The 26237-nt window shown below is 44.9% G+C and carries 22 protein-coding genes and 1 riboswitch; of the genes, 21 read left to right on the top strand and 1 reads right to left on the bottom strand.

The window, feature by feature from the left end; genetic code table 11:
* Positions 1-309 precede the first annotated feature (309 nt).
* Positions 310-1239 carry a ribonuclease HIII gene (gene rnhC, locus QNH36_RS17990; protein ID WP_283903919.1) on the bottom strand — a complete coding sequence of 310 codons (930 nt, stop codon included), beginning with the start codon at positions 1237-1239 and terminating at the stop codon, positions 310-312.
* Between the two features lie 132 nt (positions 1240-1371).
* Between rnhC and zapA the strand changes: the two genes are divergently transcribed.
* From zapA to QNH36_RS17885, 21 genes are all read left to right on the top strand, one after another.
* Positions 1372-1632, top strand: coding sequence for a cell division protein ZapA (gene zapA, locus QNH36_RS17985; protein ID WP_144477805.1), 261 nt, complete (start codon positions 1372-1374; stop codon positions 1630-1632).
* Positions 1633-1639: 7 nt separating this feature from the next.
* Positions 1640-2182 (top strand): CvpA family protein, encoded by a 543-nt coding sequence (locus QNH36_RS17980; RefSeq protein WP_283903918.1) that lies wholly within the window; start codon positions 1640-1642, stop codon positions 2180-2182.
* A 147-nt stretch (positions 2183-2329) separates the two neighbouring features.
* A complete protein-coding gene (polX, locus tag QNH36_RS17975) occupies positions 2330-4051 on the top strand; it encodes a DNA polymerase/3'-5' exonuclease PolX (RefSeq protein ID WP_283903917.1) in 1722 nt (573 codons plus the stop codon).
* A 424-nt stretch (positions 4052-4475) separates the two neighbouring features.
* A complete protein-coding gene (locus QNH36_RS17970) occupies positions 4476-6830 on the top strand; it encodes an endonuclease MutS2 (RefSeq protein ID WP_283903916.1) in 2355 nt (784 codons plus the stop codon).
* Between the two features lie 388 nt (positions 6831-7218).
* Positions 7219-7623, top strand: a complete 405-nt coding sequence (locus QNH36_RS17965; RefSeq protein WP_283903915.1) for a DUF350 domain-containing protein — start codon at positions 7219-7221, stop codon at positions 7621-7623.
* A 283-nt stretch (positions 7624-7906) separates the two neighbouring features.
* Positions 7907-9610: a long-chain-fatty-acid--CoA ligase gene (locus QNH36_RS17960; RefSeq protein WP_283903914.1), complete on the top strand. Its 1704-nt coding sequence runs from the start codon at positions 7907-7909 to the stop codon at positions 9608-9610.
* A gap of 212 nt (positions 9611-9822) precedes the next feature.
* Positions 9823-10425, top strand: a complete 603-nt coding sequence (locus QNH36_RS17955; RefSeq protein WP_144477531.1) for a fatty acid metabolism transcriptional regulator FadR — start codon at positions 9823-9825, stop codon at positions 10423-10425.
* Positions 10426-10547: 122 nt separating this feature from the next.
* Entirely contained in the window at positions 10548-11321 is a 774-nt protein-coding gene (locus tag QNH36_RS17950; RefSeq protein WP_144477534.1) for an enoyl-CoA hydratase, read from the top strand.
* Positions 11322-11408: 87 nt separating this feature from the next.
* Complete coding sequence (locus QNH36_RS17945; protein ID WP_144477537.1) at positions 11409-12182, top strand: electron transfer flavoprotein subunit beta/FixA family protein; 774 nt, start codon at positions 11409-11411, stop codon at positions 12180-12182.
* A gap of 38 nt (positions 12183-12220) precedes the next feature.
* Positions 12221-13198, top strand: a complete 978-nt coding sequence (locus tag QNH36_RS17940) for an electron transfer flavoprotein subunit alpha/FixB family protein (RefSeq protein ID WP_144477540.1) — start codon at positions 12221-12223, stop codon at positions 13196-13198.
* Positions 13199-13359: 161 nt separating this feature from the next.
* Positions 13360-13674, top strand: coding sequence for a thioredoxin (gene trxA / locus QNH36_RS17935; RefSeq protein WP_144477543.1), 315 nt, complete (start codon positions 13360-13362; stop codon positions 13672-13674).
* Positions 13675-13907: 233 nt separating this feature from the next.
* On the top strand, positions 13908-15101 hold the full coding sequence (locus tag QNH36_RS17930; protein ID WP_283903913.1) for a hypothetical protein: 1194 nt from the start codon (positions 13908-13910) through the stop codon (positions 15099-15101).
* A gap of 110 nt (positions 15102-15211) precedes the next feature.
* A complete protein-coding gene (locus QNH36_RS17925) occupies positions 15212-16165 on the top strand; it encodes an NAD-dependent epimerase/dehydratase family protein (protein WP_283903912.1) in 954 nt (317 codons plus the stop codon).
* Positions 16152-17093, top strand: a complete 942-nt coding sequence (locus tag QNH36_RS17920) for a lysylphosphatidylglycerol synthase transmembrane domain-containing protein (RefSeq protein ID WP_251541055.1) — start codon at positions 16152-16154, stop codon at positions 17091-17093. Before QNH36_RS17925 ends, QNH36_RS17920 begins: the two co-directional genes overlap by 14 nt.
* Position 17094: 1 nt before the next feature.
* Positions 17095-18570 (top strand): alkaline phosphatase family protein, encoded by a 1476-nt coding sequence (locus QNH36_RS17915; RefSeq protein WP_283903911.1) that lies wholly within the window; start codon positions 17095-17097, stop codon positions 18568-18570.
* Positions 18557-19336 (top strand): glycosyltransferase family 2 protein, encoded by a 780-nt coding sequence (locus QNH36_RS17910; protein ID WP_283903910.1) that lies wholly within the window; start codon positions 18557-18559, stop codon positions 19334-19336. The genes QNH36_RS17915 and QNH36_RS17910 overlap by 14 nt, the downstream gene beginning before the upstream one ends.
* Before the next feature lie 50 nt (positions 19337-19386).
* Positions 19387-20139: a hypothetical protein gene (locus tag QNH36_RS17905; RefSeq protein WP_144477561.1), complete on the top strand. Its 753-nt coding sequence runs from the start codon at positions 19387-19389 to the stop codon at positions 20137-20139.
* Between the two features lie 35 nt (positions 20140-20174).
* Entirely contained in the window at positions 20175-21104 is a 930-nt protein-coding gene (locus QNH36_RS17900; protein ID WP_144477564.1) for an FTR1 family iron permease, read from the top strand.
* 94 nt (positions 21105-21198) lie between these two features.
* Complete coding sequence (locus QNH36_RS17895; RefSeq protein ID WP_283903909.1) at positions 21199-22659, top strand: hypothetical protein; 1461 nt, start codon at positions 21199-21201, stop codon at positions 22657-22659.
* A 15-nt stretch (positions 22660-22674) separates the two neighbouring features.
* Positions 22675-24447, top strand: a complete 1773-nt coding sequence (uvrC, locus tag QNH36_RS17890; RefSeq protein ID WP_283903908.1) for an excinuclease ABC subunit UvrC — start codon at positions 22675-22677, stop codon at positions 24445-24447.
* Positions 24448-24516: 69 nt separating this feature from the next.
* A riboswitch (Lysine riboswitch) is annotated at positions 24517-24694 on the top strand.
* Positions 24695-24853: 159 nt separating this feature from the next.
* On the top strand, positions 24854-26086 hold the full coding sequence (locus QNH36_RS17885) for an aspartate kinase (RefSeq protein ID WP_283903907.1): 1233 nt from the start codon (positions 24854-24856) through the stop codon (positions 26084-26086).
* Positions 26087-26237: the final 151 nt, after the last annotated feature.

Here is a 26237-nt window from a genome sequence, read left to right as displayed (position 1 = left end):
TTTATTATGGGATTCTGAGGGAGAATCGCGAAAATATAATCCAATGACCAGGTGGAAATCTTGGTGAATAGCTAATCAACCGAGAAAATCAACGTGATTACAGTCAATTATAGCGTTTGAACTCTGCTAGCGATGGGATTCCGCGATCCAGCTAGGGATTCCCGCGAAACTTGATACTAATTCCGTGAAAATCCAGCATAATTCCGCGTACTGGAAAAAACAGCTCATTTTTTCCAGTTTCCAGGTCAACACCCGAGTGATTTTCCAATTACCAGGTCAACACCCGAGCAAAAAATTCCAGCTTTCGTTTTACACCCGCGCAATCTTCTTCGCTTTTTCAGTATTAGCAAAATGAAGTTTGACGAACTCGGGCAGCACATCCACACCTTTTTCAAGAATCAGCCTGGCCGCTGCCTTATCAACTGCAGCGCCGGCGCCTTTTGGAATGGTGAAACCTGCGCGTTTACTAAGGTTTTCAAAATGTCGAACAAAAGCATAACGGGCAATCATCGATGCGGCTGCGACCCCTAGATGGATTCCTTCTGCCTTTGTGCTGAACAGGACATTTTCCCGGATGATTTGACGTTGGCCTTTCAAATGTGCAAAATAAATAGGTTCTTTAGCGAATTCATCAATCAGGATCGCTTCCGGTTTTTCTGGGGCGATTTTATCAAGAACATGGTTGATGGCCTGATTGTGCAGCAGGGCTTTCATCTTCCCTTGTGACATGCCCTTCATTTGCATCTGGTTGTATTTTTCATTATGTAAGGTCAGCAGGCTGTGAGGCAAAAAGGTGACTAGCTGTCTCGCAATCTCAATGATCTTATCGTCCTTGAGATTCTTGGAATCCTGGACTCCAAGCTCTTTCAGCACAGGTATATCCTGTCTCCTGACATAGGCGGCGACAACCGTGATTGGACCGAAATAGTCGCCGGTGCCCACCTCATCGGAACCGATGATCGCCATTTCCCCGATATTTTTCGGCAAATGGGCACCCGGTGCTGGCGCAGCACTCTTTTTGGCTGCAGGTGCTGTTACAGTGCCCCACTTTGCTGCTTCACTTTCTCCGTCCTTTCCCTGGAATAAAACTTTCCCGGATTTATAGGCAGTGATCGCACAGGAAGGTGTTTTTGCGGCAAAAACACTGCCGGGCGGAAGTTTATCGATCAGGAACTTGCTGTAATACTCTTTCATCTTTCTGATTTCTTCCGGTCTTTTTTGAAGGACACTATTTCCCATGGCTCTACACTCCTTGTTAAAGTTAGACATTTTCTTCCAAAAACCATATCAATCTGACAGGCAACTACTTCCCAGCGTTTTACGTTCATGATATAGTATAGAATAGGATTCTTATGAATGGGGGCATAAATGTTGTCAGACACAAAAAAAAATCGGTCGACTGTCGATATATATGGACAGCAATATACAATAGTCGGCATAGAAAGCACCAGCCATATCCGGCTCATTGCCTCAATGGTAGATGATAAAATGCGGGAAATCGGTTCAGCGAATCCTTCACTTGATACTAGTAAATTAGCTGTGTTGACGGCTGTGAATGCTGTTAATGATTACATAAAAATGAAAGATCGTGTTGAATCGCTCGAAGCGGAAATTAAAAGGTTAAAGGACTGAATAATTCATGCTTGATCTTGCTGTTTTGGCTATATTGGTCATGGGCTTCATTGTAGGACTGAAGAGGGGGTTCATCCTGCAAACCATCCATTTGGCCGGTTTCATCGCAGCTTTCGTTGTTGCGTACCTATATTACGACCAGCTTGCTCCCAAGCTGACTCTATGGATTCCATATCCGAACCTCGGCAGCAATTCTACATTGAATCTCATATTTGAGAATGCCAATTTAGAAGATGCCTATTATCGGGCTATCGCGTTTGCGGCTATCTTTTTCGCGGTGAAAATCCTGCTCCAGATTATCGGATCCATGCTTGATTTTGTGGCACACCTGCCAATCCTGAAGCAGTTGAATGTCTGGGCAGGAGGGTTTCTAGGTTTTATCGAAGTTTACCTGCTGCTGTTCCTCGTTCTTTACATTGCAGCCCTGCTGCCAATCCAGGCGATCCAGGGACCATTGAACGATTCAATTCTAGCCGAAAACATCATAAAAAATACCCCGGTATTCTCTCAGCAAATCAAGCAACTCTGGATTGAATACATGGCTGCATAACTTCTCTATTGCGGAGAAGTTTTTTTTATCCGGCCGAAAAGTTTTCATTTAATTTCACAGTGGGGCTTGTTTTCTATAAAATAGAAGACAATGACCAAGTCGGGGTTATAAAAACCGGTCGAGAAATCGAGAAGGCAGGTGGAGTTCATGTCTGTTAATAAAAAGGATATCGTGCAATTACTTGAAACCATTGCTATATATATGGAATTAAAAGGTGAAAATCCATTTAAAGTATCCGCGTTCCGAAAAGCTGCGGCAGCTCTGGAGGGCGATGAACGGAGCATGTCGGAAATAGGCGATCTGACTGAACTCAAAGGAATTGGCAAAGGCACTGCAGGAGTCATCCAGGAGTTTATGGAAACAGGTCAGTCGACCGAGCTGAAAGAATTACAGGAAGAGGTACCGAACAGTCTCATTCCGTTGCTGCAGCTGCCTGGAATGGGCGGCAAAAAAATCGCCAAGCTGTATAAAGAACTGGGTGTGGAGAGTATCCATGACTTGGAGGAAGCTGCGAAGGCGGGGAAAATCCGGGACCTCGCAGGATTTGGCAAAAAATCAGAAGAAAAGATTCTCGCTGCGGTTGAAAATTTTGGAGTGAGACCGGAAAGGCTTCCGATTGCCTATATGCTTCCGGTTGCTGAATTAATTGAATCGTATCTTCAAAAGATAAAAGATATCGACCAATTTTCAAGAGCGGGCAGCTTGCGAAGGATGAGAGAGACAATAAAGGACCTGGATTTCATCATCGCTTCCACTGATCCGTCTGCTGTTAAGGACGAGCTGGTCAGGCTTCCAAAAATCAAAGAAATCATTGCTGCAGGCGATACGAAGGTTTCTGTTACCCTTGGGCTTGATTATGATGTCAATGTGGATTTCCGTCTTGTTGATCCTGAGGAATTCGCGACAGCCCTCCACCATTTTACCGGCTCAAAGGACCACAATGTGAGAATGCGGCAGCTGGCGAAGGAAAACGGAGAGAAAATCAGCGAATATGGTGTGGAGAACGTAGAGACGGGGGAAGTCACCACATTCAAGTCAGAAGAGGAATTTTATCAATATTTTGGGCTTCCTTTCATTCCGCCAGAATTACGGGAGGACGGCTCGGAAGTTGAGTTATACAAAAAAGATCTGGAACTCATTACACTTGATGCCATCAATGGGGATCTTCATATGCACTCAACATGGAGCGATGGCGGCCATTCAATTGAAGAAATGGCGATGGAATGTATCGCGAGAGGCTATAAATACATGGCCATCACCGACCATTCACAGTATCTGAAGGTAGCGAACGGCTTGACGCCGGAACGCTTAAGGAAGCAAATGGAAGAAGTGAAGGAACTGAATAAGAAATTCGATGACTTCACGATTTTGACGGGAATTGAAATGGATATTTTGCCGGATGGAACACTGGATTTCGAGGATGAACTGCTTGCTGACCTGGATTTGGTTATCGCGTCGATCCATTCCTCTTTTTCACAGCCTGTAGAAAAAATCATGAATCGGCTGAAGACTGCTTTAGAGAATGCACATGTTGATATCATCGCCCATCCAACTGGACGGCTGATTGGCCGCAGGGAGGGGTATTCTGTTGATATCGAGATGCTGATCAAACTCGCGAAGGAAACGAATACGGCGCTTGAACTGAACGCCAATCCTAACAGGCTTGATCTTGCGGCGGAGTACCTAAGAAAAGCGCAGGACGAAGGCGTTAAAATCGTCATCAATACGGACGCACATAAAGTGGACACGCTGGAACACATGGAAATTGGCGTAACGGCCGCCAGAAAGGGATGGATCAAGAAATCATCTGTCCTGAATGCTTTGGACTTGAAAGGTTTGCTAGATTTCCTGCACGGCCGGGATCAATAAGGGAATTTTAATTCTTTTGTAGAAATGTCTAGCTCCAGCGCTTAGCCCCTCGAGACGCTTGGCTAGCTGCGGCTCCTAACTCCTCGAGACGTTACGGTCCTGCCAATGAAGTCAAAGGACGACTTCACAGTCAGGCCCTCCAACGCTTGTCGGAGTTGGGCAGTCGCCTCCGCTTTTCGAATTGTCTAGTGTCGCCTCCTAGAAACTCCGAAACTTCAACTCCGCCGGCAGAAGCAAAAAGCGCTTCTTTGTCGGAGTCTCCAGTTTCTGCGTTTCTGGGCAGTCGGCTATACTTTTCGATTTCGGTCCTGGCAATGAAGTCAAAGAGCGACTTCACTTCCAGGCCCTCCAGCGCTTGTCGGGGCTGACCAAAGCGCTTACGCTTTTCTATTAACCTTCGCTTAGGAAGAAGGAGGAAATTTTTGTGCAGCAACGAGTTTTGAAAACATTGGAATTTGATAAAATCAGGAGCCAGCTGGTAGAACATACATCATCCACATTGGGGCGGGAAAAGGCAGTAGCCCTATTGCCTTCGGTCGATTTTGACGAGGTATCCCGTTTGCAGGAGGAAACAGATGAAGCAGCAAAGGTTCTAAGGCTAAAAGGGAATGTACCGTTAGGCGGCATTCACGACATCAGGCCACATGTGAAAAGAGCGCAGATTGGCGGGACGCTCAGTCCCCTTGAACTGGTGCAGGTGGCAAGCACGGTGCATGCCAGCAGACAGATGAAGCGTTTCGTCGAAGACCTTCAGGAAGTGACCGAAGTGCCGATATTGCTGAGCTACACTGAAGGCATCATCGTACTGGCGAACCTGGAGGAGTCGATCAGGAATGCAATCGATGAAGGCGGCGAAGTTCTTGATGGTGCGAGTGAAGCGCTTAGGTCGCTCCGCCAGCAAATGCGGACAAGAGAAGCAAGGGTACGGGAGAAACTGGAGAGCATGATCCGCTCATCAAGTGCTTCAAAAATGCTCTCTGATGCCATCATCACCATCAGAAATGATCGATTCGTCATTCCGGTCAAGCAGGAATACCGATCCCATTACGGCGGCATCATCCATGACCAGAGTTCTTCCGGCCAGACGCTGTTCATCGAACCACAATCGGTTGTCCAGCTGAATAATGAGCTGCAGAACATCCGGGTAAAAGAACAGCAGGAAATTGAACGGATTTTGTCTGAGCTTTCAGCCCTGACCGCTGAGCATCATGATGAGCTCCTGGAGATCGTGGTCATCATGGCCGAGCTTGATTTCATGTTTGCGAAGGCCCGATACGGAAGCAAGATCAAGGGTTCGAAGCCAATCGTCAATGACGAAGGCCGAATCAATCTTTTTCAGGCAAGGCACCCATTGATTTCAATAGACGAAGTTGTCCCGAACAGCATCACTTTAGGAAGTGACTATACGACGATTGTCATCACCGGCCCAAATACCGGGGGTAAAACTGTTACATTGAAGACAGTCGGCCTTTGTACACTCATGGCCCAGGCTGGATTGCAAATCCCCGCACTTGATGGGTCGGAAGTCGCTGTATTTGGTTCAGTATACGCGGATATCGGGGATGAACAATCAATTGAGCAAAGCTTAAGTACCTTTTCGTCCCATATGGTCAATATCGTTGAAATCCTTAATAAGGTGGACTATAACAGTCTTGTGCTTTTCGATGAACTTGGAGCTGGAACCGACCCGCAGGAAGGTGCTGCCCTGGCAATCTCAATCCTCGATGAAGTATACAAGCGCGGAGCAAGAGTCATTGCGACGACCCATTATCCAGAGCTGAAGGCATATGGCTATAATCGTGAGGGTGTCATCAATGCCAGCGTAGAGTTCGATGTCGAAACACTGAGCCCGACTTATAAACTCCTGATTGGTGTACCGGGACGAAGCAATGCCTTCGAGATTTCAAAGAGACTGGGACTGAAGGATTCTGTCATCGAAACAGCAAGGTCTTATATCAGCGCTGACAGCAATGAGGTTGAAAATATGATTGCTTCCCTGGAATCCAGCCGCAAGCAGGCGGAAAAGGACAGGGATGAGGCCCACCAGCTTCTAAAGGATGCCGAAAACCTTCATAGAGACATGCAGAAGCAGATGGCTGAATATTATCAGAAAAAAGAGGAACTTGCTGATAAAGCAAAAGTCAAAGCGGCATCCATCGTGGAAAAAGCAAAGGATGAAGCAGAAGAAGTCATTCGTGAGCTCCGGAAGCTGAGACTGGAAAAAGGGGCTGAAATCAAAGAGCATGAATTGATTGATGCCAAAAGGCGCCTAAGTGAGGCAACACCAGAGCAAAGCCAGGTAAAGAATGCTGGCAAAGCGAAGTCTGCCCGCCATGAATTCAAGCCTGGGGATGAGGTCAATGTTCTGACCTTTGGCCAAAAAGGGCACCTGGTGGACCGCGTAAATGATAAAGAATGGCAAGTACAGATTGGCATTCTTAAAATGAAAGTGAAAGAGTCTGATATGGAATATATCAATACGCCTAAGCCGGTGGAAACTAGACCGGTTGCCACCGTGAAAGGGAAGGACTTCCATGTAGGCCTTGAGCTTGACCTAAGAGGAGAGCGCTATGAAGATGCGCTTATGAGAGTCGAGAAATATATTGATGATGCCCTGCTTGCCGGCTACCCGCGCGTTAACATCATCCACGGAAAAGGAACAGGAGCCTTAAGGCAGGGAGTCCAGGAATATCTGCGCAACCATCGCTCCGTCAAGAAAATCCGCTTCGGAGACGCTGGAGAAGGCGGAACAGGTGTAACGGTAGTGGAATTCAAATAATGACACGATAAAGAAATGGCTCTGTTAAAGCCCAATGTTGATTTTGCACCTGTTGATTGTAGTGGAAGGCGCGTAGACTCCTCCGAAAATGCTAACGCATTTCCATCGTGCGTGGGCAGATTCGAGGAAGCTGTTCAGTGTCCTGCGGGCGCAGCTGGTCAGGTGAGACCCCGCAGGAGCAAAGCGACGAGGAGGCTCAGCGCCAGCCAAGAAGAATTTGGTCTTTGAAAAAGCTGGCACTTGAGCTTTTTCATAATTCTTCCCCCGCGGAAAGCGAAGCGCCTGGAACGAAAATCAACAGTCTTGTTTAACAGAGAAAAAAATATTAATCCACTCCAGAAACCATTATAATAGGCTTAGGGGTAAAATATATTCAGGGAGATTGGACATGAAGCATTTCTGGGAAAATGAATATGTAGTGACAGCAGGTTATTACAGTGTGGCGATTCTCTGCATGGTTGTATTCCTGGCTGTCTTTGAATTGGTCACTAAATACCGGAACTGGGATGAAATCAAAAAGGGGAATATTTCAGTCGCGATGGCGACCGGAGGGAAAATCTTCGGTGTAGCCAATATCTTCCGCCATTCTATCAACCAGCATGATTCACTTCTCACAATGGTCAGCTGGGGAGTTTTCGGCTTCTTGCTGCTTTTGATTGGATACTTTATTTTTGAATTCCTGACACCGAAGTTCAACATCGATATAGAAATAGAAAATGACAACCGTGCAGTTGGCCTGATTTCCATGGTCATCTCTATCGGCCTGTCGTATATCATCGGGGCGGGAATTTAAACAGGAGGATCTGAACAGATGGAAAAACTGGCAAAAATCTTGCTGATCCTATGCGGAGTATTTCTGTTGGTCGGCATCATCTATATGATGTTTTTTGCATAAAACTGTAGAAAACCGCCTTTTATGGCGGTTTTTTTAATGGGCAAATTGATTGCTATCTGATTATTTTTTGGGTGTTTGTCCCTATTATCCTACAAAAAACTATTCTAATTGTCATAAAAAGACCATTATATTATAATGGGAGATAGAATTTTCAAAAAATTTTAAATAAGGAGGCGTCAAGATGGAAGTAGAAAAGCCGTGGCTGTCGCAATACCCTCCGGAAATCCCTGCTCATTTGGATCTCCAAAAAGCAACTGTCCAGGATTACCTTAAGCAAACAGCTGAGAAGTACCCCGAGAAGGTTGCCATCCATTTCATGGGCAAAGAACTGACGTATAAGCAAGTCTACAACTATGCGAAGAAACTGGCTGCCTATTTACAAGACTTAGGAATTGAAAAAGGGGACAGAGTCGCGATCATGCTCCCAAATACTCCTCAGTCAATCATCAGTTACTATGCAATCCTGATGGCCGGCGGAATCGTTGTCCAAACAAATCCGCTGTATATGGAAAGAGAGCTTGAGTACCAGATGAAAGATTCCGGTGCCAAAGCAATTATCACCCTGGACATTTTATTCCCTAGGGTGTCAAAGGTCATCGCCAATACGGATTTAGAGAATGTAATTGTAACCGCTATCAAAGATTATCTTCCATTCCCAAAGAATCTCGTCTATCCTTACATCCAGAAAAAACAGTATGGCCTCATCGTGAACGTGAAGCATGAAGGGCAGAACCATCTTTTTACCGAGATTATGAAAAAGCCTGCGGGCAAGATTAAGGAATACGATCTTGATTTCGAAGAAGACTTGGCTCTATTGCAATATACAGGCGGAACAACCGGGTTTCCGAAAGGGGTCATGCTGACTCATAAAAACCTGATAGCGAATGCGGCAATGAGCAATGCCTGGCTGTATAAATGCAAAGAGGGACAAGAAACCGTCCTGGGGATCCTTCCGTTTTTCCATGTGTATGGGATGACAGCTGTTTTGATTTTGTCTGTCATGCAGGGACAAAAAATGGTGCTTTTGCCGAAATTCGACGCTGAAACGACGTTAAAGACGATTCAAAAACAAAAGCCGACACTTTTTCCTGGCGCGCCAACCATTTACATTGGGTTGTTGAATCATCCTGATATTAAGAAATATGATTTGTCCTCGATTGATTCCTGTATCAGCGGCTCTGCGCCACTGCCTGTGGAGGTCCAGGAAAGATTCGAGGAAGTAACAGGCGGGAAGCTCGTTGAAGGATATGGCCTGACTGAATCGTCACCGGTTACTCATGCTAACTTCCTGTGGGATAAAAAACGTGTGAAAGGAAGTATAGGCGTCCCGTGGCCGGATACAGATGCCGCTATATTCTCTATGGAGACTGGCGAGCCGCTGCCGCCTGGTGAAATCGGCGAATTAGCTGTAAAAGGTCCGCAGGTGATGAAGGGTTACTGGAACAGGCCTGAAGAAACAGAGCAGGTCCTAAAGGATGGCTGGCTGCTGACTGGCGACCTTGGCTATATGGATGACGAAGGTTATTTTTATATCGTCGATCGGAAGAAGGACATGATCATTGCCGGAGGCTTCAATATCTATCCGCGTGAAATCGAGGAAGTCCTCTACGAGCATCCTGCGGTCCAGGAGGTTGTAGCGGCTGGTATACCAGATCCTTACAGAGGAGAAACGGTAAAAGTCTATATTGTGCTGAAGGAAGGTGCAGAGGCGACCGAGGAAGAACTCAACGAGTATTCACGCAAGCATCTGGCGGCCTATAAGGTACCAAGACTTTATGAATTCAGAAAAGAATTGCCGAAAACAGCAGTGGGCAAGATTCTCAGAAGAGCACTTGTAGACGAAGAAAAAGCAAAAAGTTTAGAAGATCAGCAAAAGCGAGCTTAACACTAAAAGCCGGCTTAATCGGCTCTTTCTTTTTGACAAAGAAAGCTTGTCCAATTGAAACACATTTCCTTGACAGAAATGTGAGTGAATACTATTATAAAAATATGAATGACGATTCATTCAGTAAAAAGTAATGCAGACAAAATCGTAATCGGGAGTGTGCCACTTTAGCATTTATTGCTTGTGCTTTTCCTGGAGCGGGAGTGAGTGAATTGAAAAAAAACAGGCCGAAGTATATGCAAATAATTGATGCAGCAGTCGTCGTTATCGCAGAAAACGGCTATCACCAGGCGCAAGTGTCTAAAATAGCGAAGCAGGCTGGAGTGGCTGACGGGACCATTTATTTGTATTTCAAGAATAAAGAAGACATACTGATTTCTCTGTTCCAGGAGAAGATGGGTTACTTCGTAGAAAATATCGAAGAAAAAATTGCAGGAAAAAAGACAGCAACAGAGAAATTATACATGTTGGTCGAAACGCATTTCAAAATGCTTTCCCAGGACCGGCATCTTGCAATTGTGACCCAGCTGGAGCTAAGGCAGTCGAATAAGGACCTCCGTCATAAAATCAACGAGGTGCTGAAAGGCTACTTAATGCTGATCGACAAAATCATTTTGGAAGGCATAGAGAATGGAGAGTTTTCAGGCTCCCTGGATTTGCGTCTTGCTAGGCAGATGATTTTTGGTACGGTGGATGAAACTGTGACTTCATGGGTAATGAATGAACAGAAATACAATCTGCCAGACCTGGCTGAAGCGGTACACCAGCTGCTGATCAACGGCTGCGGTTACCACGGTGCCAAACCGGTCCTTTAATCAAGTCCTTTCCATCTTCCTGTTTATCAGGTCTTATGGAAACGGTACGTAAAAAGGCATGTATCGCACATGGGGCCCATCCCTTGTGCGAAACCTGTCTTAATGTAAAAGGAGGGGAAAATGTGGAGTATCTTAAATGGTCTACGGAGGACAGGATTGCAACAATTACGATTGCCCGTCCGCCAGCGAATGCCCTTGCTTCAGGACTGCTAAAGGAAATATCGGCAGTGCTTGATGAAATCGAGGGAAATGAAGAAGTCAGGGTCATCCTGATCCATGGTGAAGGGAGATTCTTCTCTGCAGGAGCAGATATCAAGGAATTCACCACAATCAAAACCGGTGAAGACTTTGGGAAGCTCGCAGAGTATGGACAAGATCTTTTTGAGCGCATGGAATACTTTCCGAAGCCGATTATCGCAGCTATCCATGGTGCTGCACTGGGTGGAGGACTGGAGCTTGCAATGGCTTGCCACTTCAGGCTTGTCGCAGAAAATGCTAAATTAGGATTGCCCGAATTGCAGCTCGGATTGGTTCCTGGATTTGCAGGGAGCCAGCGTCTTCCAAGATATGTTGGTGTTGCCAGAGCAGCGGAAATGCTGTTCACAAGCGATCCGATCACAGGGGTGGAAGCAGTACAATACGGCCTCGCCAACCACGCCTACCCAGAAGAGGAATTGCTTGAAAACGCATACAAGCTGGCCGGCAAGATTGCGAAGAAGAGTCCTGTATCCATTGGGGCAGCTATCAAACTCTTAAACTATACGAAGCATGAAGCCTTTTACAAAGGGGTCAAAGATGAGGCGAAACTCTTCGGCGATGTCTTCCTGTCAGAGGATGGCCAGGAAGGAATCAAGGCATTCCTTGAAAAAAGACAGCCGGAGTTTAAAGGCAGATAAGCAAACTTTTAGCATCAAAATTTTTTGTTATAAATTTTTCTAATCTTTAGAACAGCTAAAATGTTTGAATACTTAGGAGGGGAACAAATGAATATTTACGTTCTAATGAAGAGGACATTCGATACAGAAGAAAAAATCACGCTCTCAAACGGCAAAATCAATGAAGATGGTGCGGAATTCATCATCAACCCTTACGATGAATATGCAATCGAAGAAGCTATCCAGGTCAGGGATGCCCATGGCGGAGAAGTAACAGTTGTTTCTGTCGGAAACGAGGAAGCAGAGAAGCAGCTTCGTACAGCCCTGGCAATGGGAGCGGATAAAGCAGTATTGATCAATATCGAAGATGACATAGAAGACGGAGACCAGTTCACAACTTCAAAAATCCTTGCTGAATACCTGAAGGATAAAGAAGCCGACTTGATCCTTGGCGGAAATGTCGCAATCGATGGCGGATCCGGACAGGTAGGACCACGAGTTGCTGAACAACTTGGTATGCCTTATGTAACGACCATTACTAAACTGGAAATCAACGGAACTACTGCTACAATCACTAGAGACGTAGAAGGGGATTCTGAAGTCATTGAGACAAGCCTGCCGGTTCTTGTAACAGCGCAGCAGGGCTTGAACGAGCCGCGTTATCCATCTCTTCCGGGAATCATGAAAGCGAAGAAAAAGCCTCTTGAAGAGCTAGAACTTGATGATCTTGATCTTGATGAAGACGATGTGGAAGCTAAGACGAAAACAATCGAAATTTATCTTCCTCCGCAAAAAGAGGCAGGAAAAGTCCTTCAAGGTGAGTTAGCCGACCAGGTTAAGGAACTTGTCAGCCTGCTTCACACAGAAGCAAAAGTCGTTTAAGACATATAGGAAGAATAAATACGCAGGAGGTAAATCAAATGGCGAGAAAAGTATTAGTATTGGGAGAAGCGCGTGACGGACAGCTTAGGAATGTTTCTTTTGAAGCGATCGCGGCTGGAAAAACAGTTGCTGAGGGCGGAGAAGTAGTTGGAGTCTTGCTTGGCGAATCTGTAAGTTCTTTAGGCAATGACCTATATCAATATGGTGCCGACAAAGTTGTGGCTGTAGAAGATGCCAAACTGGCACAATATACACCAGACGGGTTTTCACAGGCATTGATGGCTGTCATCGAGCAGGAAAATCCTGAGGGCATCATTTTCGGACATACATCCCTTGGAAAAGACCTTGCACCGAAAATCGCAAGCAAACTGGGCTCTGGACTCATTTCAGATGCGGTAGCGGTAGAGGAAGCGGGAGGCAATCTTGTATTCACTCGCCCAATCTATTCAGGTAAGGCTTTTGAAAAGAAGATTGTCACTGATGGATTATTGTTTGCGACAATCCGTCCAAACAATATTGCTCCTTTGGAAAAAGATGCAGGCAAATCCGGTGAAGTATCAACTGTTTCAGCAGAAATCAAGGATTTAAGAACAATCATCAAGGATGTTGTCCGCAAAGCAACTGAAGGCGTAGACCTGTCAGAAGCAAAGGTCGTTGTAGCTGGAGGACGCGGTGTCAAGAGTGAAGATGGCTTCGAACCTCTCAAGGAACTGGCAGACGTCCTTGGCGGAGCGGTTGGCGCTTCCCGCGGTGCATGTGACGCTGACTATTGTGATTATTCACTTCAGATTGGCCAGACAGGCAAGGTTGTAACACCAGACTTATATATCGCTGCTGGTATCTCTGGAGCAATCCAGCACCTTGCAGGTATGTCAAACTCCAAAGTCATCGTAGCGATCAATAAAGATCCGGAAGCAAATATCTTTAAAGTGGCAGACTACGGAATCGTTGGTGACTTATTCGAGGTCGTTCCAATGCTTACTGAAGAGTTCAAAAAACTCAAAGTCAATGCTTAAAATAATACATTAAAACGGACGTGAACAGCGTCCGTTTTTTCATTTTTTAAAGAATATTCAAATGCAAAGAGGGTAAATTACAACAAGAGCATATAGATAGCATCAATTGGTAAACGATGATATACTGACGATATTATTCAGATTTTTTAGGAGGCATTCAAATGGCTATTACACATGCTACTGACGCAACTTTTGCTAACGAAACAGGATCAGGCCTAGTGCTTGTTGATTTTTGGGCACCATGGTGCGGCCCTTGTAAGATGATCGCTCCTGTGCTTGAAGAATTAGATTCAGAAATGGGCGACAAAGTGAAAATCGTGAAGCTTGATGTGGATGACAACCAGGAAACTGCAGCACAATACGGCATCATGAGCATTCCGACATTGCTTGTCCTTAAAGATGGACAGCCGGTTGATAAAGTAATCGGTTTCCAGCCAAAAGAAGCACTTGCAGGACGTCTTCAGCAGCATATCTAATCAACTAGCAACAAAAAAATCCCGCCATCTCATTGATGGCGGGATTTTTTTGCGTTGATGAAGATTCATCAGAAATTCTAACAATAGGGCATGATAATTTCAATGTTCATTAGTTTGTCAAAGTTTTCTCACAAAGTTCGTTGACAGTGAAAATCATTCTCGATTATAATAACAACTGTGATTGAAAATCATTATCATTTAAAAAAGAAATTATCAATTGGGGGCATACAATCATGAAAAAACGAGATCTTAAAATAGTTTTTGCTAGTTTCATAATGGCGAGTGCTGTATTGGCTGGATGTGGCGCGGATAAAGATACAGCTTCAAAGCCTGAGGATAAAAAGCAAGAAGAAACCGTAAAAAAGGAAGAAACGACAGAAGCTGAAGAAGCGGAAACAGAAGTCGAGTATGGTGATGTATATAAGGAAGCTGTCACCGAGCTTGAAAAAGCCAAGGAAAACAAGGATGTCGACTTTGATAAAGTAACAAAGCTTTATAACGAAAATCTTCAAAGTCTAGTCCAGAAGAGAGATCAGGAATTTGAAGATACAGTTGACCAGCACATCACGACAGCATTACAGGCTGGAAAAGATGGTTCAATGGATAAGGTAGTTGTTAAACAAATTTTCGATAAGCTTATGCAAAAAGTATTTTATACTACGATGAAACATGAATTTATCGAAGTGGCTGAAAACTGGGATGATAAAGAAGCAGTGAAGGAAGAAATTGAAGAGGCAAAAGAATTTTACGCAATCATTGAAGGTACAGTCCAAAAACGCGATGATGCTAATGGCACGAACATGAAGGATGCAATTTCCGGCGGGTTCGCTGAAATGGAAAAGGCTGTTGAGGCAGATGACCAATTAGCATTCAAGCTTGGACAACAAGTTGTCGATAAAACGTTAATGAAGACATTCTACCTTGCAACTGCTGCAGTTCCAAATGGTTATGCTACTAAAGCCGCAAATGAGGCAAAAGAAGATGCCGAAGCGGCTAAAGTTGAACAGGCAGAAGGATGGGCCTTCTACCAGTCAATTGCCAGCTACCTTGTAAAGAACGCACCGGAAGAAGCAGAGATTATTGAAAAACAGTTCAACCTGGAAACTGATGTGAAGACGATTGACCCGGCAGCTGTAAATAATGCTGCAGTCAGAGGTTTTGCGAAAATTGCTCTCCATGAATTAGAAGAAAGCGAAGAGAACTGGGGCGAGGATAAAGGGGTAATCACAGCTCTTGAAGGCGCTCTGTTCACTGACCTTATTGGTGAAGACATTAAGCGCCTGGTCGGTGAAGAGGTATATGCTTCACTTTCAGAGAACGCCCAAAAATATTACGAAGCTGCCAAAGCAAAAGATAAAGAAAATGGAGAAGCTTTGAGGAAAGAAGTAGAAGCAGCTCTTCAGACTGTAATCGATTCAGCAAAATAATGCTTGCCGGAAGAACCTTGTACCCTGACAAGGTTTTTCCTTTTTTACTCTGCTTCTAAATTTCTCTATAATATAGAATGGCAGAGACAATCGTGACTGAGGTGTATTCTTTGAAAATAATCGTTACAGGCGGTGCCGGTTTCATCGGCTGCCACCTATCAAGAAAGTTAGTGGAAGAAGGCAATGAGGTACTGGTCATAGATGCAATCCATCCTTATTACTCAAAAAAAAGGAAATTGGACCAGCTGCATTACATTGGAGAAGCGGGACCGTATCGATTTGAGGAAAAGAACCTGCTGGATGATGAGGAGGATATCCGGAGAATTTTCCTTGAATTTCAGGCAGACTGTGTAGTTCACCTGGCAGCATTGCCTGGAGTCAGCTACTCACTTGAAGCCCCCGGGCAATATGTCGATTATGACGTAAAAGCGACCGTCAACGTCCTGAAGTTCTCCGGCGAGTCGAATGTAAAGAAGGTCATTTACGCTTCCTCATCTTCTGTATATGGAGAACAGGCGAATAAACCATTAACAGAAGCAATGGCAACTGGCAAAGTGATCTCACCCTACGCTGCAGCTAAATATGGTGCCGAATCCTTTTGCCATGCATTCGCTAGCATGTACAAGTATGATATGACAATCCTTAGGTTCTTTACAGTGTATGGTCCATGGGGCCGGCCAGATATGGCGATCACAAAGTTTATAGAAAGAATTTTGAACGGTGAAGAAATCACGGTTTATGGCAATGGGACATCACGTGATTATACTTACATAGATGATATAATTGAAGGGATTTATGCAGCAATCCATAAAGCGCCTGGAACGAATATTATGAATTTAGGATCTTCCTGCCCAGTTTCCATCGAGGAATTGATAGAGGCTATCGCAAAACATTTTCCAGATATGAAGATTCACCATGCAGGGTTCAGGCAGGGGGATGTGACATCGACCTGGGCTGATACCTCCAAAGCCAAGGAACTGCTGGGTTTCCAGGCCAAAGTTCCTTTCGATGAAGGGTTGGCCAGAACAGTGAAGTGGGCAGTTGATTACTATGGCAAGGAATAAGTCCTTACTTTTTAAAATCGTTGGAATGATTCTCGTGATCATTTTTGCGATCCTATCATTCAGATACTTCCATATCGGCACATTGATAGACGAGAGCATCCATTTTTGGAGGTCAGGTTTTCTGTTATGGGGTGCCGCATTTACATACCTCCTTGCATTTCTAATCAGGGCCCTGGCATGGAAAGTATATATTCCGAAACAAGTGAAGTACTTGAACTGTGTGCAGGGTATATTTTTAAGTTTATCCATCAATCATATTACGCCTGTCAAAGCAGGGGATTTTTTTCGTGCGGGGTTCCTGGCCGCCAAGGAACAAGAATTGACCGTCGATGAATCCGCCAATTCCGTGATTTTTATGCGGTTCCTCGATATAGTTACATTGGCATCCATTACCGGAGCAGGATTATTGATCTTAGGCAAAGATCTTGTCTTCAATCTCTCCTTGCCATTATTGGCAGCTTTCGCGATTCTCGCTGTCATCGGAATTATGCTTCTAAACCGTTTTTTTTCTGGTTTTGTCCAAAAGCATCTGATAATGTTGAAGGATGCTTTGTCCCAAAAAAGGAGTCTCTATCTATTCCCATTGGTCATCATCAGTTGGGTATTGGAGAGCTTCGTCATCTGGAATGTCGCAAAGTCCATGGGGATCTCTCTTTCTTTCATTGAAGGCTTGTGGGTTAATTCCCTTACTGTTGGAGGCCAGGTTTTCCAAATTACACCTGGCGGAATATCAACGTATGAATCAGTTATGACATCCGCTTTGGCCATTTTGGGGATTGGGACCAGGGAGGCCTATACAGCTTCCATTTTAAGCCATGGCTTTAAATTTGTTTTTTCATATTTTACTGGCCTGCTGTTATTGATTTCCTCTCCTGCATATTTTCGCAGGGAACTAAGGAATTTCAGGTCAGGGAGAAAGAAGGATTAAAATGAAAAGCGCATCTAAATTTGAAAAATTTGCGGCCCGAAGCTGGAATCTGCTTAATGAGGGGAAGCCATTCACGCCAATTTTCACGATTGGCACCATGGTATTATTCCACCTCGGCGATTTGGGCAGCGCGGGAAGGTTCACAGAGTTCCTTTTCGCCCTGCTTACAGTCCTGCCGCTGTTTATCATGTATTTTATTTATGATTTTCCGTTGTTTTTGAGAAACTATCTATGGATTCCGTTTATCGTATTTATCGTTTTTTGGCCCGATCTTAACTTAAGTTTGCTGCTGTTTGCAGCTGGCCTTTATTTTTTCTTTACCGTGTTTTTCTGGGGGACGTTTTATTACCACTTAAGAATTGGCACTTCCTGGCTGAACTTCACGAGATTTTGGAAGCTCGTTTTAAAGAACAGTGATTCGACAAGCGGTAATGCCCAGGAGCAGCTTCCGAAGTTCTTGCTGCTGCTCTCCGTATGGGAATTGTCATATACCGCGATTTCTGGCGGCTCTGGTCTTCCCCTGGCGGATTTAGTGATCTTTTATGGCTTCATATTATTGTTTGCCTTTATTTTGCACAAATATTTATTCGACTGGAAACCAAAGGCTTATGAAACATATACAAAGGATGAGGGGCCTGATGTTCCTCAAAATGGCCTTTCCGATAAGGTGATTGTCATCGTCATTGATGGAATGCGCAAGGAACGTTTTTACGAGGCGAATACGCCTTTTCTCGACCAGTTAAAAGAGAATGGCACGGAATATCTGAATATGGAAACATTGTACCCTGCGAGAACCGTGGTGTGCTTCAGTTCAATGTTTACCGGTACCTATCCGTTTGAGCATGGCATAAAATCCAATATGGTCTATAAGCTTGGGGTCAATACGGAAACGATCTTTGACTCGCTGAGGAAAGTTGGCAAAAGGGGAAGACTGCTTGGCATAGCCCATCTGGTTGATGCAATGGGAAGCGATGTCGAGACCGTGACGGCTGTGATGCATAAGGATAAAGCTGACACTAATATGCTGGCCAGGGCAAGAAAAATCATGGACGAGCAGGACCCTGACATGTTTGTCGTGCAAATGATTGGGACAGACCAGGTTGGACACAGCCGCGGAGTCCTCTATGATGATTATATTGAAAAAATCGAGGAAGCCGACGCACTGATTAAGGAGTTTGTTGAATGGCTCGAGGCAGAAGGAAAAATGGAGAACACTACGCTTGTCGTTTGTGCAGACCATGGGCAGGCTGACGGAATCGGGGGCCATGGCCACCTTGATGAAGGTGAAAGATTTGTTCCATTTTTCATGCATGGGCCGCATATCAGGAAGGGAAATAAAGTCCAGGAAAAGCATAGCCTCGTCTCACTTGCTCCGACGATTTCCTATCTGATGGGAGCGCCGTATCCAGCAAGCAGCAGGGGCAAAGTCTTAATGGACGCAATCAAAGCAGAGAAGGAAGAGAATGAATTTGAATAAAGTGATCGTATTTTTACCGGCTTTTAATGAGGAAGAGTCAATAGCTGAAGTGATTGGCAATATACCGCGCAGTTTTGCCGGTGCTGCTCAGGTGGAAGTGCTGGTCATTGACGATGGATCTACCGATGGAACAGTTGCTGAAGCAAAAAAGGCAGGGGCAGACCATGTCATCAGCTTTGAAAAAAACCGCGGCCTGGGTGCCGCGGTCCGAAAGGGAATACAAGAGTGCTATAAGATGGGTGCAGATGTCGGTGTAATGATCGATGCAGATGGAGAATATCCAGCCTGGCAAATTCCAGACATCGTCAAGCCAATCATAAATGGAGAAGCTGATTATACGATGGGCTCTCGATTTATGGGCACAATAAAAGGAATGAAATTTCACCGCAGGATGGGGAATTATTTTTTTACATTTTTGCAAACCTTATTATTAAGAAAATGGCTTTTTGACGGACAATCGGGAATGAGGGCATTTTCGAGGCAGGTACTTAAGCATGCAGAAATCATCCATGATTACAATTATGCGCAAGTATTGACACTGAACCTTGTCCGAAAAGGCTTCAGGGTGCTGGAGGTGCCAATCCAATACCGCGTGAGGACAACGGGCACATCCTTTATTTCGTTCAAAAAATATATGACGAATGTGGTGCCTGCCGTCTACCGGGAAATGTCCAGGCCGGTATCTAAACTTGCTGGAGAAGAGATTTTTCAACGTAAAGGCAGTAAAAAAAGTGACAAAAAGGTGACGGTTATCAAATATGATTGACATACATAATGATAATCATTATCATTATCATTGTAGGAGGGAAACAACGAATGAAAAGAGCCATATTTTTTTGTTTTTCACTGATATTGATTCTCAGTAACATTCCGCTGTCTGCCAGCGCATATTCATATGGGGATCCCAATGAAGAAAAGGTTGCAGAAGTCTATAAGGAAATGCAATTGAAGCTGGATGAGAACCCTCCGAATTTCACAGCGGCAAAATCCCTGTTCGGAACAGTCAAGGAAGAAATTGACATGCATATGGGAACTGAGCCAGGAGAAGTCATCATGAAAAGCCTGGATGATGAAGATAAAGAAGCAACCATTGAGAATATGGAAAAACTCCTCGTATTGAATATAGCGAGAAGACTTGAAAGCATCGAAAAGAATTTTGAGGAATTTGACAACTCCAAAAAGCTCCTTGCGAAAGGATTTGCTACATATCAAGCGTTATCGCCAAAGGTAGAGGCGCAAAATGCTGAAGTGGACCAACAGATCAAAGCTGATTTTGATGCTGCACTGGAAGCATTGGGGAATCCCGGATTGTTTGGCGTCGGGAAAAAACCATCGGACATCGAGACTTTTAAAGAAAAAAAAGAAGCAATCCTCGATTCATTACAAAAGGAGTTCAATCTCGCCAGCCTGGAAGTAGGTCACTTTGCTGAAAGTGCAACTGAACAAGAAGGTACGGGCAAAAAGGATTGGACGGATTTATCGAATTTCCGCAACTGGATTCCAATCATCATCATCATTGGAGTGATTGCGGCAGTAGTGGCCATTGGCATAAAGAGAAGAAGAGCATAAATTTTGATGACACCTTGGAGAGGGGAGAATCAGCAATGGAAGTTCAAGCGTTATTGATTACTTTTCGTGAAGTATTGGAAGCATTATTAATTATCGGGATCATCACAACCTATCTAAAAAGGATGGATCATTCCAAATATACGAAGTATGTGTGGCTGGGAGCGGGTCTTGCCGTTCTTGCGAGCATCGGGGTAGCGATCCTGTTCCAGGTCGTGTTCACCGGATTCGCAGCGATGGGCAGCGAGATCTACCTCAAGATCGGAATCATGATTGTATCGACGGTCCTTCTGACCCAGATGGTATTTTGGATGGCGAGCCACAGCAAAAACCTTAAAGGCAATATGGAAGGGAAAATGAATAAATTCATCTCGACAGGCAATATTGTCGGTATGGTCATCCATTCATTCCTCGTTGTCTTGCGTGAAGGAATCGAGACAGTGTTCTTTTTTGCAGCGATCACCGGCGGTAACATCGGTGCTGCAATGCAGGGATGGGGAGCGATTACCGGAACACTGATTGCTGTAGTCGTTTCCTATATGTTCTTCAAAGGCACAATGAAGGTGAATCTCAAGACATTCTTCCAGATTACAGGAGCTTTCATCATCCTGATATCTGCCGGTTTGCTTGTACAGGCAATCTCAATGATGCAGGACATTAACTTGATTGGAAGCGTCATGTACCATGTTTACGATATTACATGGCTGTTGCCTGAACACCCGATTGATTATGCACACTATCTCCGGGACACCGGTGCAGCACCGCTCATATCCGGTGATGTCGGAATCTTCCTGAAGGCGTTGTTCGGATATTCTTCAATGCCATCCATCGAGGAAGTCATTGCTTATATTGGCTACTTTGCGGCAATTTTCCTGCTGACATCATCACGCAGCTCCAAGAAACAGCAGGCTGCTGAAAAAACGGCAGAAGCGAAGCAGGTCAATGTACTGAAGCCACAAGTAAAATAAAAGTTTTGAGGTGTAACTCTCCTCTCTCCAGAAAAAGTACAGGGATATTCCTTGTACTTTTTTCATACGTAAAAACAAAGTTGGTGTTTGTAAGATGAATTTCGCAAAAATAAACCGAGTCCTGATCTCAGGAGTGAGTTTGCTTGCTATCCTATATGTTTTCATGACGCAGCTTGGCAATCTGAATCCCTTCGTCTCATCCTGGGATCAGGTAGACTTTACCCTAGCGCTTGATCGATATGATTTAAGGGCAATGCAACCCCATTTTCCTGGCTATCCTTACTTCATTTTAGGTGGATTGCTCACGGATAAATTCGTGCAGAATCCAGGACAGGCGCTGGTAGCATTCAATGTGCTCGTATATGCGAGTTCGATACTGCCCGTGTACCTGCTGGCGTCAAAAGTCGTTTCAAAGGAAAATGCCTTTCTCGTTGCAGGCATTATTTACACAGCGAGCTATCCGTTGATTATCGTCAATCAGCCGATGTCTGAAGGTGCTGCACTCGCCGCATTCTGGTGGTACTTCTGGAGCATAGCAGCCGCAGAAACAAAACCTTCAGGGAAATGGATGCTCCTTCCCCTGTTTTTATTCAGTGTGCTATTGGGGATCAGATTGAGTTATATCCCGATGGGGATTGGCCTCATTTATCTTTTTTATAAAAAATGGAGGGAACAAGAGCTTACTTTGCCAGGTATGATAAAACTTACGGCCATTGCCGGCTTGTTCCAGTTGATTTGGGTTGGAGGTCTGATTCTCACCGAAGGAAGTGTCGCCAATTTCCTGGAGCTGGCATTCGGATTCACCGGCGGTCATTTTCAGGAATGGGGTGGCACCTCGGCATCGAATGAACTTTCCATTTTTGCAAGGTTGAAAGCATTCGTGTTTACCAACATTTTGTGGTGGGGAATATTTTCACGAACAACTGTTTTGATGGTATTATATATAGTTATTGGCAGCATTATTTTATGGCCATCCCGCAACAGCGGAATTTTTAAAGAAGGCAATGTCCAATTAAGTCTGCTGCTGTTGCTGGCTTATGGAGGCTGGGCGCTTTTTGCCCAGAATATTGACAAGCCGAGGCATATATTGCCCGTAGCGCTGCTGATTGTATTTTTTTGCTTGCTCGTCTTTTTTAAAAAAAGAGCAGAGAAATTTACACGCTATCTAGCGCTTGCTGTAATCATTGCCCAGGCAATTGTTTCATCAAGCTATGTGCAGGAACAGGCTGAGTTATCACCCGCTGTCTACCAGCTCGCGAATTATCTCGAGGAACAGCCTGATGAGTTTGTCCTTTATACATGGGAGGAAACAAGGGTGCTTCAGTTTTTGGGAATGCCTTATCCCCATAAACGAATCTATACTTATAAGATTTTTCTTCATGACCAGGGATTATATGAAGGAAAAACGATCTATTTAACAAATAGTGTAATAGACGGCTTCCGGTCCCAGGGTATCAATCCAGGCGGAAAGCTTGAAGAAGTGAAAACATTTTCGTCAAATGAAATTTTTGACCCGGTCTATCATGAGATTGTTTTATATAAATGGACACCGTAACAGGAGGTGAATGGCATGAATGAGCAAATCAGAAATAAGCTTGCCCTTCTCCCTGCGCAGCCAGGATGTTATTTAATGAAGGACAGGCAGGGAACCATCATTTATGTGGGGAAAGCCAAGGTCTTGAAAAACAGGGTGCGCTCCTATTTTACCGGATCGCATGACGGCAAGACACTTCGGCTAGTGAATGAAATCGAGGATTTCGAGTATATTGTCACCTCATCCGATATGGAGGCACTGCTGCTTGAAATCAATCTGATCAAAAAACATGACCCGAAATACAATATCATGCTCAAGGATGACAAGAGCTATCCTTTCATCAAGCTGACGGCAGAACGGCACCCAAAGCTGATCATCACCCGTAAGGTCAAAAAAGACAGCGGCAAATATTTTGGGCCGTATCCGAACGTCCAGGCAGCGAATGAGACGAAGAAGCTGCTCGACAGAATTTATCCGCTCAGGAAATGCTCGACGCTGCCGGACCGCGTCTGCCTCTATTACCATATGGGACAGTGCCTAGCACCCTGTATTAAGGACGTCGGCAAGGAAGAGTATAAGCAGATTACCGATGAAATCACAAAATTCCTGAATGGCGGTTATAAGGACATCAAGGTTGATTTGACGGCAAAAATGGCTGCCGCTGCCGAGGAACTGGATTTTGAGAGGGCAAAGGAATTCCGCGACAAGATTGCCCACATCGAGGCAACGATGGAAAAGCAGAAGATGACCACGACAGACTTTACCGACCGGGACGTGTTTGGCTATGCTGTCGATAAAGGCTGGATGTGTGTCCAGGTATTTTTTATCCGCCAGGGGAAATTGATTGAAAGGGAAGTTTCGATGTTCCCGATCCATAATGAACCTGAGGAAGATATTCTCACATATCTTGGCCAATTTTATTCGAAAAATGAGCATTTCAAGCCAAAAGAGATATTGGTGCCCGAAAGCGTCGATCTCGAAATGGCAGAGGGATTGCTTGGTGTAAAAGTACTTAAGCCTCAGCGCGGCAAGAAGAAAGAGCTTGTCCACTTGGCTTCAAAAAATGCCCGGATCGCCCTTCAGGAAAAGTTCTCCCTGATCGAGCGCGATGAGGAAAGGACCATCAACGCAGTTGAGAACCTTGGAAAACAAATGGGGATCTATACACCGCATCGGATCGAATCATTTGATAACTCCAATATCCAGGGAACTGACCCGGTTTCAGCGATGATCGTATTCATTGATGGGAAACCGGAGAAAAGGGAGTACCGGAAATATAAAATCAAATCAGTGAAGGGGCCAGATGACTACGAGTCGATGAGGGAAGTCGTCCGCCGCCGGTATACCCGGGTGTTGAGAGAGGGTTTGCCGCTGCCGGATTTGATCATCATCGATGGCGGAAAAGGGCATATCGAGTCCGCCCGGGATGTCCTGGAGAATGAATTAGGTCTTGATATTCCGATTGCCGGCCTGGCCAAGGATGATAAGCACAGGACTTCCCAGCTGCTATATGGCAATCCATTGCAGGTGATTGAATTGCCGCGGAACAGCCAGGAGTTTTACCTGCTGCAAAGGATCCAGGATGAGGTGCACCGCTTTGCCATCACCTTCCACCGGCAGCTGAGAGGAAAAAGCGCTTTCCAATCGATCCTCGATGATATCGGAGGCATTGGCGAAAAGCGGAAGAAAGCGCTGCTGAAACATTTCGGTTCAGTCAAAAAAATGCGAGAAGCCTCTGTTGAGGAATTGAGTGCAGCCGGGCTGCCGGCGAATGTTGCTCAGGAACTATATCAGAAATTACAGGATTAATGTAGCAATCTATTTTTTTGTATGCTATAATGATGGAAATTTCATATTGCTATCACTTTAGAGTATTAAAGTGAAGATAGAGGTGCAAGCTTCAAGAGTAAAAGGCCGGAGAATTATAGGATTCTGGGAAGGGCTTTGAAAGGGGATGCTTGCCGAAGTGGGGAGATGCCTATCCATTTTCTCGCTGGTCCTTCGTTGAATAAACGCTGGATTGTCAAGATTGCCATCTTGGAGTGCTATCTCATGTTGCAGCGTATATACACGTTTATTAAGCAATGGGAGCCACTTCCATTGCTTTTTCTGTTTTTACGGCTCTTTTTTTAAAAGGCTCGGGGAAAATACATATGCAGATAAGCCATGAAGCTCTTACAGAGGCAAAATACTGAAAAAGAGGCAGGGGAAACAAATGGGATTGATTGTACAGAAATTCGGCGGAACATCGGTTGGCAGTGTTGAAAAGATCAGGAATGCTGCCTCAAGGACAGCAGAAGAATTGAGGAACGGCAATAATGTTGTTGTAGTCGTATCAGCAATGGGCAAGACGACCGACCACCTAGTCGATATGGCGAACGATATTTCAAGGGCGCCATCCAAAAGGGAAATGGATATGCTTTTGACGACGGGAGAGCAAATCACCATCGCGCTTTACTCAATGGCTCTTGCACAGAGCGGAATAGAGGCCGTTTCTTTTACTGGCTGGCAGGCTGGAATCAAGACCGAAGGCATCCATGGAAACGCCCGGATCATCGATATTGATACAGAAAGGATTTCCAAAGAGCTGGAGTCAGGAAAGGTGGTCATTGTCGCCGGATTCCAGGGTGTAACAGAGGACGGGGAAATCACCACACTTGGAAGGGGCGGATCAGATACAACAGCCGTCGCGCTTGCAGCCGCATTAAAGGCTGACAAATGCGATATTTATACAGATGTAACGGGCGTGTTCACGACCGATCCAAGATTTGTGAAAAGCGCAAGGAAGTTACTGAGCGTCTCATATGACGAGATGCTTGAGCTGGCGAACCTGGGAGCAGGTGTGCTCCACCCGCGTGCGGTCGAATTCGCCAAGAATTACGGACTGCCGCTTGAAGTAAGATCCAGTATGGAAAAAGAAAGAGGCACAATGATCGAGGAGGAGAATGAAATGGAACAAAATCTAGTTGTACGTGGAGTAGCATTTGAAGACCAGATTACGAGAGTATCAGTACTGGGAGTAAGCACTTCTTTAAAAGGGCTTTCTACGATCTTCACAACACTTGCCCAAAATCATATCAATGTGGATATCATCGTCCAGAGCCGCACAGAAGCAGGCACGGCCAATATTTCATTCTCCATCAAGAGCAATGATCTGCCAGAAACACTGGACGTTCTGGAACGGAATAAAGAATCATTGAATTATCAATCCGTCGAATCAGAAACAGGCCTGGCAAAGGTATCGATCGTCGGATCAGGCATGGTATCAAATCCCGGAGTTGCCGCGAAAATGTTCGAAGTCCTCGAAGGAAACGGCATCCAGGTCAAAATGGTAAGCACATCCGAAATCAAAGTTTCCACAGTCGTAAACGAAAAACAAATGGTCCATGCCGTCGAATCACTCCATGAGGCATTCGAGCTTTATTCAGGAGCAGTTAAGACGAACTAATAAATCATGCTTAAAGCTTTCCTGGGTGCCCTCCAGGAAAGCTTTTATATATGCTGCTGTGTGATCGTAAAAGTGTCCCTCAAGAGTTTATAGGCACATTAGAGACGATTATGTGCGGATAAAAGGGCAGAATGAGAGTTTATCGTTACAT

Source organism: Mesobacillus sp. AQ2 (assembly GCF_030122805.1).
In the GTDB taxonomy this organism is placed as follows: domain Bacteria; phylum Bacillota; class Bacilli; order Bacillales; family Cytobacillaceae; genus Mesobacillus; species Mesobacillus oceanisediminis_A.
This window is presented reverse-complemented; position numbering and strand designations above follow the sequence as displayed.